Below are 12,789 nucleotides of genomic sequence, written 5' to 3' on the forward strand. Positions count from 1 at the left end.
CGATGATATGAAACAGCCATGCGCGCGGCAGACCAGCGCGCCCCGGCGTCAACCGAAGGGTCGGGCAAGGCAATCGAGGCAACGCAGACGGCGGATGGCATGAAAGACCGGCAGGACGACGAAGTGCCGCAGGCGGGCGGCGAACCGCATCTCCTATTGCCCGCCAAGCGGCCGAGCTTCATGACGCGTATTCGAAACTACTTTCTGACCGGCATGGTGGTGGCCGCGCCGATCGGGCTGACCATCTGGATTACGCGCTGGTTCATCGACCTTATCGATACCTGGTTCACGCCGATCCTGCCGCGGCAATACCATCCGGACAATTATCTGCCGTTCGATATTCCTGGCCTCGGCCTCATTATTGCGTTTTTTCTGCTGACGCTTCTGGGCGCACTGACGGCCAATATTTTCGGCCGCACCGTGCTCAATTTCGGCGAACGGATCGTTGCCCGGATGCCCGTCGTTCGCAGCATCTACGGCGCGCTGAAGCAGATATTCGAAACCGTTGTATCGCAGTCGAGCGCATCGTTCCGGGAGGTCGGGCTCATCGAGTATCCCCGCAAGGGAGTTTATTGCATTGTCTTCATTACCACTCAGACGACCGGAGAAATTGTGGATCATGTCGGGCGAGAGCTTGTCAGCGTTTTCCTGCCCACGACGCCAAATCCGACATCCGGCTTCCTGCTGTTCGTTCCGAAGGAAGACGTGCAGGTGCTGGATATGTCGATCGAGGAAGGCGCCAAGCTGATCATTTCGGCGGGTCTGGTCCAGCCGAAGCACCGAACGAGCGAGGACGAACTTGTTGCTGTCCGCAATCCCGTCGGTCTCTAGGCACCATCATCCGGATCGCAGATACCGGATAGCCTCGTCTCGCTCGAAGAGATAGAGCAATATGCGCAGGGCACTGCCGCGCTGGCTTTCCAGTTCAGGGTCTCCATTCAAAACAATCCGTGCGTCGTCATAAGCGGCAGCGAGAAGTTCCTGTTGCTCCTCGACGCGAGCGATACGGAACGACGGCAATCCGCTCTGTCTCGTGCCGAGAAGTTCGCCGGCGCCGCGCAAGCGTAAGTCCTCTTCGGCAATACGGAACCCGTCCTCCGTTTCACGCATGATCCGAATGCGTGCCGCCGCCGTTTCACCCAACGGCGCCTGATACAGCAGGAGGCAGGACGATTTGTCGTCGCCACGACCGACGCGGCCGCGCAATTGATGAAGCTGAGCGAGACCAAAGCGTTCGGCATGCTCGATCACCATGATTGTCGCCGACGGAACGTTGACGCCGACCTCGATGACCGTGGTGGCGACAAGGATGCGAATGTCGCCGGCCGCGAACCGCGCCATCACGCTGTCCTTCTCCGACGCCTTCATGCGCCCGTGCACAAGGCCGACAATGCCGCCGAAGATCGATTGTAGATGCTTGCTCCGATCTTCGGCCGCTGCGGCGTCGATCTCGTCCGACTCTTCCACCAGCGGACAAACCCAGTAGATTTGCGCGCCTTTTGTCAGTGCACGCCGTAGGCTATCGACAACTTCCTCCAGCCGATCAAGCGGCAGGGCGCGTGTATCGACGGGCTTCCGACCGGGCGGCTTCTCGTCCAGTCGGGAGACGTCCATGTCGCCATAAGCGGTGAGTGTCAGCGTGCGGGGAATGGGCGTTGCCGTCATGACCAGAACATCGGTCCCGACACCTCCCTTGGCCGTCAACATAAGGCGCTGGTGAACACCAAAGCGATGCTGTTCGTCAACGACCGCAAAGGCCAGCGCATGGAACTCGACGTCTTCCTGAAAAAGCGCATGGGTGCCGACGAGAATGTCGATTTCGCCGCTCGCGACGGCAGCCAATATGTCCGCGCGGCGGGTTCCCTTTTCACGACCGGTCAGCAATTTGAGCCGGACGCCGGCTACAGCGCACAAGGGCGCCAACGTCGCATAGTGCTGGCGGGCGAGAATTTCGGTCGGCGCCATCATCGCCGACTGATAGCCCGCCTCGACCGCATTCAGCATGGCAAGTAGCGCCACCACGGTCTTGCCGCTGCCCACATCCCCCTGAAGCAAGCGAAGCATGCGGTGGGTGCCCGTCATATCCGAAAGGATTTCATCCAGGGCACGCGTCTGCGCACCTGTGAGCGCGAAGGGAAGGGCAGCAATGACCTGTTTTCGCAGGCGGCCGTCGCCGGCGACCGAGCGGCCGGGCAGCCGCCGCATACGCAGCCGCACGAGGCCGAGGGCGAGCTGGTTGGCGAGGAGTTCGTCGTAGGCGAGGCGGGCGCGGGCCGGCGCATTGGTTTCGAGATCGGCCAGGGACTGTGGGGTGTGGGCCGCCTGCAGCGACGCGCGCCAGGGCTTCCACCCTCTCGCCTCAAGCCATGGAGCGTTTTGCCATTCCGGCAGGTCAGGCAGGAGCTTCAGCGCGCCGAGGGTGGCCTTTTGAATCGCTTTCTGAGGTAGGCCGGCAGTCAGCGGATAGACCGGTTCGAGTAATGGCAATGTCGCCATTTCTTCGGGTCTGACGATGTGATCCGGATGGGTCATTTGCGCCTGACCCTGATAGAACTCGACTCGGCCGGAGAGGATACGGCGTGCGCCTTCGGGAAGTGTTTTGACAAGATGGTCGGGCCGCGCATTGAAGAAGACGATCTGCATTTCACCCGTAGAGTCAAAGACATGCACCCTGTAGGGCAGTCGCGCATTGCGCGGCGCCACGTGCAGGCCGACGGTCACTTCGATGGTGGCGATCTCGCCGTCGCGGACTTCGGCGATCTTCGGCCGGCTGCGACGATCGATCAGGCCCGAGGGCAGGTGCCAGAGAAGGTCGGCGACCTTGTTGCCTGCCAGTTTTTCCACAAGCTTTTCGAGACGGGGACCGATTCCGGGCAGGGTGCGCGCGGGCGCGAAGAGCGGAAAAAGAATCTCAGGCCGCATCGCCGCCCCCATGGGCACAAGTGGGAATCATGCTTCCATTCTAATGACATAGAGGCCGGAGCGGTCTATATCCCGAGCGTGAAAGGGACAAGCGGAATGGCTGAAACAAGCGCCGAAGAGCACCAAGCGCGGCTGCGGCGGATCGGGTTCCGGTCCTGGCACCGGGGCATCCGGGAGATGGATCTCATCCTCGGCCACTTCGCCGACAGCACGTTGGAATCGTTGAGCTTTCCGGAACTCGACCAATATGAGGCGCTGCTCGAGGCCGAAGATACGTCCCTCTACAACTGGATCACGGGGCGTGAACCCGTGCCCGCGGAGCACGACACGCCGCTTCTTGGCCGTATTCGTACATTCAATCACCTGAAGGGAACGCTTTGGGCGGACCGGAGCGAGAGCTAATTCCTTGAACAAACTGCAAGAATTGGCGACGACACCGGGTCGACTGACGCTCGGTGAAGCGCCGGAAGGCTTCGATGCGCTGGCGTTGGCCGACATCGCGCGAGCATGCAAAAACATGCAAAACGGCATGGTTGGGCATGTTGCTCGCGACGATGCCCGCATGGCGATGCTTGCCGAGGCTTTGACCTTCTTCGCACCCGATGTCGAAGTCGAGCTTTTCCCCGCCTGGGACTGCCTGCCTTACGACCGCGTATCCCCGAACGGGGATATCAGCGCGCGGCGTATGGCGACGCTGTCACGGCTGGCGGCGCGAGCGGAGAAGGGCGGGGATAAACCGCTCATCGTGCTGCTCACCATCAATGCGGCCCTGCAGCGCGTGCCCGCGCGGGAGACGGTCGGCGCCGCTGCGTGGTCGGCCCATGTCGGCAACCAAATCGATCTCGACGCGCTGACAGCCTATCTGGCGGCCAATGGCTACAACCGAACGGGCACGGTGCGCGAGCGCGGCGAATTTGCGGTCCGGGGCGGCATCGTCGACATTTTTCCGCCGGGCTTCGATATGCCGCTGCGGCTCGACATGTTCGGCGACACGCTGGACGCGGTTCGAAGCTTCGATGCCGAAAGCCAGCGCACGGTCGGACAGCTCTCTCATGTCGAACTCGTGCCGGCGAGCGAAATCCATCTCGACGCCGAGACGATCCGCCGTTTCCGCGCCGGCTACGTGGCGGCGCTTGGCGCGGTCAATGACGGCGACCCGCTCTATGCCGCCGTCAGCGAAGGCCGCAAGCATGCCGGCATGGAACACTGGCTGCCGCTGTTCCACGAGAAACTCGAAACGATTTTCGACTATATGCCGGGCGCGACGATCACGCTCGATGCGCAGGCCGAGGAAGCTCGCGCCGCGCGGCTGGAGCTTGTTCGCGACTATTACGAGGCGCGTGTCGCGGCACGCGGGACCAGATCGACGGTTGACGCGCCGAGCTACAAGCCTCTGAAGCCGGAGGCGCTTTATCTCGAAGCGGCGGAGTGGGACACGATCCTCAATGCACGACCGGTGCGGGCTTTCACACCATTTCGCACTCCCGAAGGGGCCGGCATCAATCTGGGCGGCAAGCAGGGCCGCAGCTTCGCGCCGGAACGCGCGCAGGACGGCGTCAATATCTTCGAGGTGCTGGGCGGCCACATTGCCGGCCTTCGCCGGGCAGGCAAGCGTATCGCCATCGCGAGTTGGACCGAAGGCGCGCGGGACCGGCTCTCCCATGTGCTTGACGACCATGGTATCGGAAATGTTCTCATTGCCGATAAATGGAGTGAAGTTAACAGTGTTAGCAAAAATACAGTTTCGCTGATTGTTCTCGGTCTGGAGGCCGGTTTCGAAACCGATGATCTTGCCGTCATCGGCGAACAGGACGTTCTGGGCGACCGGCTTGTGCGCCAACGGCGCAAGAAGCGCGCCGAGAACTTCCTCACCGAGGCATCGAGCCTGTCGCCCGGCGATCTCGTCGTGCATGTGGATCACGGTATCGGACGCTTCGAACGGCTGCAGACGATCGATGTCATGAACGCGCCGCATGACTGCCTGCTGCTCATTTATCAAGGCAACGACAAGCTCTATCTACCCGTTGAAAACATCGAGTTGCTGTCGCGCTACGGCTCGGACGATGCCGAAGCTCAGCTCGACAGGCTGGGCGGCACCGGCTGGCAGGCGCGGAAGGCGCGTCTGAAGGAACGCATTCGCGAGATGGCGGGCGAACTCATCAAGATCGCGGCCGCACGCGAGTTGAAGAAGGCGCCTGTCATGGAACCGCAACCGGGCGCCTATGACGAGTTCTGTGCCCGCTTTCCCTTCACCGAAACGGACGATCAGGAACAGGCCATCGAAGCCGTGCTGGAAGATCTCGCGCGCGGACGGCCGATGGACCGGCTTATTTGCGGCGATGTCGGTTTCGGCAAGACCGAAGTGGCGCTGCGCGCCGCCTTCGTCGCGGCCCTGAACGGCTATCAGGTTGCAGTTGTAGTGCCGACGACGCTGCTGGCACGACAACATTTCAAGACGTTCAGCGAACGTTTCCACGGGTTGCCGGTGAAGCTCAGGCAGATGTCGCGGCTTGTCGGCGCCAAGGACATGGCGGAAGCGAGATCGGGTCTCGCCGACGGTACGGTCGATATCGTTATTGGTACCCATGCCGTGCTCGGCAAACAGGTAAAGTTCCGAAATCTCGGTCTTGTCATTGTCGACGAGGAACAGCATTTCGGCGTCGCGCACAAGGAACAGTTGAAAGCCCTGCGCGCCGAGGTTCATGTGCTGACGCTGACGGCGACGCCGATCCCGCGAACCTTGCAGATGGCCCTGTCGGGCGTTCGCGAACTTTCGATCATCGCGACGCCGCCGATCGACCGGCTTGTCGTCCGCACTTATGTCTCGCCGTTCGACCCGGTTGTTATGCGCGAGGCGCTGATGCGGGAGCATTTCCGCGGCGGGCAGAGCTTCTATATCGTGCCCCGCATCGCCGATCTTCCCGAGGCCAGCGAGTTTCTGCAGCATTACGCGCCGGAAGTAAAATTCACGATCGCGCATGGGCAGATGGCACCGGGTGAAATCGAAGACAAGATGACTGCCTTTTACGACGGCAAATATGACGTGCTGGTTTCAACGACCATCGTCGAGTCCGGCCTCGACATTCCGACCGCCAACACGCTGATCGTGCATCGCGCCGATATGTTCGGCCTGGCGCAGCTCTATCAGCTTCGCGGCCGCGTTGGACGGTCGAAATCGCGTGCCTATGCCTATCTCACCGTGCCTGCAAACCGGACGCTGACGCCGGCGGCCGAACGCCGTCTCAAGGTGTTGCAGTCGCTCGACTCGCTCGGCGCCGGATTTTCGCTCGCCAGCCACGATCTCGACATTCGCGGTGCCGGCAATCTGCTCGGCGATGAACAGTCCGGCCATATCCGGGAAATCGGCTACGAGCTCTATCAGTCGATGCTCGAAGAAGCCGTGGCTGCCATGCGCGGCGGCGGCGCTGAAGAAGACGAAGAGGGACGCTGGTCGCCACAGATCAATGTCGGCACGCCGGTTCTCATCCCCGAAAACTACGTGTCCGATCTCGAAGCGCGCATGGCGCTTTACCGCCGACTGTCGGATGTCGAGACGCGCGCGGAGATCGATGGCTTCGGCGCGGAACTGATCGACCGTTTCGGCAAATTGCCGGAGGAAGTCGAATTCCTGCTCAAGATCGTCGAGATCAAGGGCATGTGCCGGGCAGCCAATGTCGAGAAGATCGAGGCGGGGCCCAAGGGCATCGTTCTGTCTTTCCGCGACAATACGTTCGCCAGTCCGGCGGCGTTGGTCGAGATCATCAACGATGAGCGCGGCAATGCGAAGCTCCGGCCCGACCACAAGCTGGTCTTCAGGCGCGACTGGGACACGCCTGAGGAACGGCTCGCCGGCACCTTTGTGCTGATGCGGAAGCTGGCGGAACTGGCAGGCGCGGCAAAGGCGGCGTGATGAGTCCCTACGTCCGCGCGCGCCACAGGCCCCAGATGATGAGTACGACGCCAATCACCATGGCGAAGGAAATCGAAAAAAGAAGGAAGGCGACAATCGCCTCCTGCATGTCGGTTCCCGTCGTACCCTGACCGGCGATCGGCATGAATCTGCCCGCGCCCCAGATCGCGCCCAGCAACACGCCCAACCAGTTCGCGAAAGCCGCATAGACCACGAGCCAGAAAGCGGCGAGCAGGGCCTTCGCGCCCAGCACCAGACGCGGCCAGAGAAGACCGAGCACAGCGAGAAAGGTACCGTTCATCAGTCCTTCAAGATGGGCGGAGAGGCCCAAGCGCGGATTGGTAAAACTGCCCGAGACGAATCCGGTGAGCAGGCCGGCGAGAAAGAGCACCAGGCCGAGCAGCAAAAGTCCGTGCGCTTGCCGGCCTTGAGCCGGCGACAATGACGACATGAAATCCCCCCGGTTGAATTTTACTCTGCGGCGCTGGCCGCTTCTTCCGCTTCCTTCGCAAGTAGCTTGTCGAACATACGCACCAGCGTTTCGGGCTCCTGCGCACCGACCATCACCCATTTGGAATTGATGACAAAACTCGGCACGCCCTGAATACCGAGTTCGCGCGCAGTCATGTCTTCGCGGCGGACCAGTTCCTTGTCGGCATCCTTGGCCAGCAGATCGCGTACGATGTCGACATCCATGCCGGCTTCGTCGGCCGCTTCCACCAACACGTCATGCGCGCCGATATCCTCGCCGTCCTCGAAATAGCGGCGGAACAGGATATCGACCATCCGGTTCTGACAGCCGGCTGTACCCGCCCAGCGGATCAGACGATGGCTGTCGAGCGTGTTGGGCGAGCGTTCGATCCTGTCGAAGCGGAATTCGATGCCGACCGCGGCGCCGAACTCGCGGATCGTGTTGCCGACTTCCTTTGCGCGTTCCGATCCGAATTTCTTCTCCATGTAGGCTTTGCGATCGACACCCTCTTCGGGGATCGAGGCATCGAGCTGAAAGGGACGCCATGCTAGCGTGATGTCCGCGCCACCATGCATCGCCAGCGCCTGGTCGAGCCGCTTTTTGCCGATGTAGCACCACGGGCAGACCGTATCCGAGACGACATCGAGCTGCATGACGGGGCCTCCTCCGCGTTGTCCGATGACCGATTATGAAGCAGGGAACGCAACGGCCGCAAGGCGGCGGCGGGCGACCGCTTGACGGGGCGGGTGGCGCTTGCGAAGAGTCCAACAAAATCAAACGGCTGGAGACGATGACGGCATGAGCGAGATAAACGAAGTCAGGCTTCCGAACTACGATCTCCGCGGAAAAATGGCGCTGGTGACGGGCGCGACCAGCGGGCTTGGAAAACGCTTCGCATTGGTGCTGGCCAAGGCCGGCGCCAAGGTTGCCATTACCGGGCGGCGCGTGGAGCGACTCGCCAGCCTCAAAGCCGAAATCGAGGCCATGGGCGGGCAGGCGGCCGCGATTGCACTCGATGTGACCGATCCAGCCAGCATCGCAGCCTGCATGACCGAGGCGGAACAGACACTCGGACCCATCGACATTCTCGTCAACAATGCCGGCATGAACGTGCAGGCGCTGCCCGCGGACGTGACGCCGGAAGGCTTTGACACGATGTTCGACACCAATGTGCGCGGCGCCTTCTTCATGGCGCAAGCGGCGGGGCGCTCGATGATGGCGCGCGCCGCCGGCGGCCGCGTCATCAACATCGCCTCCATCGGCGCCCATACGGTGCTGCCGGGACTGACGATCTACTGCATGACCAAGGCGGCGGTCGGGATGATGACGAAATCGCTCGCGAAGGAATGGGCGCGGAAGCAGATCAACGTCAACGCCATGTGTCCGGGCTTTATCGAGACAGAGCTCAATTCGGAGTGGTTCGCTTCGGAAGGCGGGCAAAAGCAGATCAAGAGCTGGCCGCGGCGGCGGATGGGCGTCGAAGAAGATCTCGACGGTACGTTGCTGCTCCTTGCATCCGACCACGGACGGTTCATCACCGGCTCTCTTTTCACCGTGGATGACGGTCAGTCGCTCTGACGGGGCTACGCCAGATGGGGCAGTTTGTCGCGGATTTGAAAGTTATCGACGGAAATGAGCCGAATCTCTACTGAACTCTTTACCGATTTTTTAAGAAAACCATAACCTTGTATTATGAAAGGCGCATTATCATTTATAGTTAACGTGCTGCTGGGCAACCAGGACTGACTGTTATGGGAAAAATCGGCTTCGGCTTCCTGCTTGGATTTCTCGGCTGCGTTTGGGCTTACGAGCTGAACGCGTGGGAGGCCTTTGCCGTTTTCGGAGCCAAGGCCGCCCGAGTCGGTGAGTCCTATGCGCAGGAGCAGGCGATGGCAAATCTGACGCCGGACGAAACTCTTGAACATGATCACGCTTACTGGCTTAGTCGCGCGGACGGGGCTTTTGGCATGTGACGCGCCAGCCGGCATTCGGTAGCCCCTCAGGGGGCGATCGATGACGGTCTGGACGTGGATCGTGCTGGCGCTGCCGGCACTGGCAATTCTGCTTTCGGCGGCAAGCTGGTGGCGGACACGATGAGCGTGGCGCTGCCGCTGACCATCGCGGTCTATCTCGTGGCGATGCTGGCGCTCGGCGTTGCTGCCTATCGCTTTACCAACAATCTCAAGGACTACATTCTCGGCGGACGGCAACTCGGCCGCTGGGTGGCGGCGCTTTCGGCCGGCGCCTCCGACATGAGCGGCTGGCTGATGCTGGGCCTGCCCGGCGCGATCTATCTCTACGGCCTCAACCAGATATGGATAGCGGTCGGACTGGTTGCCGGAGCGTTTCTCAATTGGCGTTTCATCGCGCGGCGGCTCAGGCGTTACACCGAAGCTGCAGGCGACGCGCTGACGCTGCCCGACTATTTCGAAAACCGTTTTGCCGACGAGAGCCGCGTCCTGCGCGTCGCGAGTGCTTTCGTCATCCTGATCTTTTTCACGATCTATACGTCGGCCGGCCTCGTCTCGGGTGCAATCCTGTTCGAACAGGTTTTCGGCTTCGACTATCACTGGGCGCTCGCAATCGGCGCCGTCAGCATTCTTTCCTATACGGCCATTGGCGGCTTTCTGGGCGTCTGCTGGACCGACACCGTGCAGGGCGTGATGATGTTTTTCGCATTGCTCATCGTGCCGGCGGTCGCAATTTCGGCGATGGGCGGATTCGAAGCAGCGCTGGCCGGCGCGGATACTGCCGGGCCGGAAGGCGTGCTTGATGCCTATCATGAGGTCAGTCTGATCGGCGCGATTTCGCTCATGGCCTGGGGCCTCGGTTATTTCGGCCAGCCGCATATCCTGGCGCGCTTCATGGCGATCCGCGACGAGAATGAATTGCCCGGCGCACAGTTCATCGGCATGACCTGGATGGTGCTGGCGCTTTACGGCGCTGTCGCAACCGGTATTGCGGGGATCGGCTACTTCGCGGCCGCACCGCTTGCCAATCCCGAAACCGTATTCCTCGCCTTGTCACAAGCGCTGTTCAGTCCGTGGGTGGCGGGCGTGATGCTCGCCGCCGTGCTGGCGGCTGTGATGAGCACCGTTTCCTCGCAGCTTCTCGTTTCATCGAGCGTCATCGCCGAAGATTTCTGGAAGCGCATCTTTCGGCCCAAAGCCGAAGCGCGCGAGTTGCTGATGGTGGGACGGGCCTCGGTGATCGCGATATCGGTAGCGGCCATTCTGCTGGCGCTCGACCGCGACAGCACAGTGCTGGCGTTGGTCGCCTATGCCTGGGCGGGGTTCGGCGCTGCATTCGGTCCGGTGGTGATCCTGTCGCTCTTCTGGCGGCGGATGACGCGGAACGGTGCGCTCGCCGGCATGATCGCCGGCGCTGTGACCGTGATCGTGTGGAAACAGCTCTCCGGCGGCATCTTCGATCTCTACGAGATTCTGCCAGGGTTTATCGTCGCTACACTGACGATCGTTATGGTGAGCATCACAGAACGCCAGCCGCCGGAAACCGTGTGGTCCGCGCATGACGCGATCACGGATTAACCATTTCACTGTATCTTTTTGATACAACCCATTGATTCTACTTGTATTTTCCTCTCCGCTGCGCGAAATTTTAACCGTGTTGCGTTACAAAGGACGAGGAGGATCCGCCCATGTCTAACTTTCTGATGGGCATTGTCGGGGGATTTTTTCTGTGCGTCTGGGCGCTCAATGCGAACCCGGTGACGGCAACGGCATCGCTTGTCGAGCGGTTCCAACAAATTCAGGTGTCGTTCGCCGCCGAGCCGGAACCGGACCCGACGCTGAAGCCATTGCCGGCGCTCCTGCCACCGGAACGTCCGACCGCAAATCCGTACTATTGACTAGATACGTTTGAGCGCGCGGCGCATGACCTTGCCATTGGCCGTGCGCGGCAGGTGGTCGACGAAGACGACTTCGCGCGGGCGCTTGTAGGCGGCGAGCCGCGTCTCGGCCCAGGCGAGCATCGAGGCGGCGTCGGGCTCTGACGCTTCCTTCGGAACCACAAAGGCCGCAATCACCGACAGATCGTCGCGCACATGGAGTTCGGTGACGGCGACTTCCTGCACGTCGGGATGCGTAGCGAGCGCGGCTTCGACCTCTTGCGGCGAGACGCGATAGCCCATCGCGTTCATCAGATCGTCGGCGCGGCCGTGATAATGCATGTAGCCGTCGTCATCGAAGCTCGCCAGATCGCCGCCGACGAACCACTCGCCACGATAAACCTCCGCCTCTTCGTCGGGCCGCCGCCAGTAGCCGAGCATCAGTCCCGGGTCGGAGCGATGGACGGCGAGCAATCCAATTTCTCCCGCCGGCAAGGGCTCCGTACCACCTTCGACCGGCAGCGCCGCGACACAGCGGCCGGGCTGCGGGCGCCCCGGACTTTCAGCGCGGATTTCCATACCGGGCGCAGTCGAGACATAAGTCGAGCATTCGCTCATGCCGAGCGCTTCGTAGAGTTCCTTGCCCGTTGCCGTGCGCCAGTGGTCGAGCAGGGCGGGCGACATGGCTTCGCCGGCGGTCAATCCGTGGCGCAGACTCGAAATGTCATGCGCGGCGAGATCGCAATATTTCTGGATTTGCCGATAGAGCGTCGGCACGGCCGCGAAGAGCGTGGCGTGTGTCTTTTCCATCAGTTTCGGCCAGACCTGCACGTCCTTTTCACCATTGTAGAGAACGGTCGTCGCGCCATTGGCCCATGGGTCGGTCAGGCCGACGCCGAGCGTATAGGTCCAGTTGAAGGCGCCGGCGTGAAGCATCGTGTCGGCGGCTTCGATGCCGTACCAGCCCCGATACATCGGCCGGCGGCCCCAGGCGCTCTTGTGTGCGTGCAGGACGCCTTTCGGACGACCGCTTGTGCCCGAGGTGTAGACCAGGAACGCAGGATCGTTTGCCGCAGTGTCGGCAAAACCGGCGAGGCGCGCATGCGTCTTCAACCGCGCGAGCATGGCCGCGTCGATGACACGCGCGGTCCCGGTATGCATCGCCATGCCGGGCGCGAGCGCGACGGCGGAGGCGGCTGAATCGGAAAGCAGGAAATCGGCCTCATCGGCGGTGAGTTGCGACGAGGAAGGCAGCGGCACGAGGCCGGCCGCCAGCGCGCCGAAAAAGAGCAGCGCATAGTCCGAGGTGTTGGGCATGCGGATCATCAGGCGCTCGCCGGGAGCAAACCCTTCCGCAAGCAGGCCGGCGGCAACGCGGCGCACCGCCTCGTCGAGCGCGCCATAGGTCCAGCGCTCGGCGCTCTCAAGCGGCGCGTCGGCATCGCTGACGACGATCAGCGCGGTCTTCTCCGGGGTCTCCTTCGCCGCCCGCGCCAGGCAATAGCGCGCGATGTTGAAGGAGGCGGGGCAGGGCTCGCCGGTGTAGCCGCGAGCGATCGAGGGAGCGGGCAGGGGCATGGCGCGTTTGTAGAGGTGGAACGGAAAACCGGCAAGAGAGCCCGCGCCAGCCCGCCCTTG

11 protein-coding genes are annotated in these 12,789 nt (G+C 62.0%); 7 read left to right on the forward strand and 4 right to left on the reverse strand.

Features of this window, described 5'->3' with window-relative positions; translation table 11 throughout:
* Positions 1–18: 18 nt before the first annotated feature.
* Positions 19–831 (forward strand): DUF502 domain-containing protein, encoded by an 813-nt coding sequence (locus tag WEB61_RS13365; protein ID WP_368064835.1) that lies wholly within the window; start codon positions 19–21, stop codon positions 829–831.
* Between the two features lie 6 nt (positions 832–837).
* On the opposite strand, the gene recG is transcribed toward WEB61_RS13365, so the two are convergent.
* A complete protein-coding gene (recG, locus tag WEB61_RS13370; protein ID WP_368064836.1) occupies positions 838–2,922 on the reverse strand; it encodes an ATP-dependent DNA helicase RecG in 2,085 nt (694 codons plus the stop codon).
* A gap of 96 nt (positions 2,923–3,018) precedes the next feature.
* On the opposite strand from recG, the gene WEB61_RS13375 reads away from it, so the two are divergent.
* Positions 3,019–3,324 carry a succinate dehydrogenase assembly factor 2 gene (locus WEB61_RS13375; RefSeq protein ID WP_368064837.1) on the forward strand — a complete coding sequence of 102 codons (306 nt, stop codon included), beginning with the start codon at positions 3,019–3,021 and terminating at the stop codon, positions 3,322–3,324.
* Between the two features lie 4 nt (positions 3,325–3,328).
* Positions 3,329–6,832, forward strand: a complete 3,504-nt coding sequence (gene mfd / locus WEB61_RS13380) for a transcription-repair coupling factor (RefSeq protein ID WP_368064838.1) — start codon at positions 3,329–3,331, stop codon at positions 6,830–6,832.
* A 7-nt stretch (positions 6,833–6,839) separates the two neighbouring features.
* On the opposite strand, the gene WEB61_RS13385 is transcribed toward mfd, so the two are convergent.
* Positions 6,840–7,283 (reverse strand): hydrogenase, encoded by a 444-nt coding sequence (locus tag WEB61_RS13385; RefSeq protein WP_368064839.1) that lies wholly within the window; start codon positions 7,281–7,283, stop codon positions 6,840–6,842.
* A 20-nt stretch (positions 7,284–7,303) separates the two neighbouring features.
* Positions 7,304–7,957, reverse strand: coding sequence for a DsbA family oxidoreductase (locus WEB61_RS13390; protein ID WP_368064840.1), 654 nt, complete (start codon positions 7,955–7,957; stop codon positions 7,304–7,306).
* Positions 7,958–8,102: 145 nt separating this feature from the next.
* Here WEB61_RS13390 and WEB61_RS13395 point away from each other — a divergent pair, with 145 nt between their 5' ends.
* The 4 genes from WEB61_RS13395 to WEB61_RS13410 all read left to right on the forward strand — a co-directional run bounded on the left by WEB61_RS13395 (position 8,103) and on the right by WEB61_RS13410 (position 11,172).
* Complete coding sequence (locus WEB61_RS13395) at positions 8,103–8,882, forward strand: glucose 1-dehydrogenase (protein ID WP_368064841.1); 780 nt, start codon at positions 8,103–8,105, stop codon at positions 8,880–8,882.
* A gap of 173 nt (positions 8,883–9,055) precedes the next feature.
* A complete protein-coding gene (locus WEB61_RS13400) occupies positions 9,056–9,277 on the forward strand; it encodes a hypothetical protein (RefSeq protein ID WP_368064842.1) in 222 nt (73 codons plus the stop codon).
* 54 nt (positions 9,278–9,331) lie between these two features.
* Positions 9,332–10,852 (forward strand): sodium/proline symporter PutP, encoded by a 1,521-nt coding sequence (gene putP / locus WEB61_RS13405; protein ID WP_368064843.1) that lies wholly within the window; start codon positions 9,332–9,334, stop codon positions 10,850–10,852.
* A 110-nt stretch (positions 10,853–10,962) separates the two neighbouring features.
* Positions 10,963–11,172, forward strand: coding sequence for a hypothetical protein (locus tag WEB61_RS13410; RefSeq protein ID WP_368064844.1), 210 nt, complete (start codon positions 10,963–10,965; stop codon positions 11,170–11,172).
* Here WEB61_RS13410 and WEB61_RS13415 read toward each other — a convergent pair whose 3' ends face one another.
* Positions 11,173–12,729, reverse strand: coding sequence for an acyl-CoA synthetase (locus WEB61_RS13415; protein ID WP_368064845.1), 1,557 nt, complete (start codon positions 12,727–12,729; stop codon positions 11,173–11,175).
* Between the last annotated feature and the right edge of the window lie 60 nt (positions 12,730–12,789).

The sequence above is a fragment of the Parvibaculum sp. genome (assembly GCF_040882025.1).
Taxonomy (GTDB): domain Bacteria; phylum Pseudomonadota; class Alphaproteobacteria; order Parvibaculales; family Parvibaculaceae; genus Parvibaculum.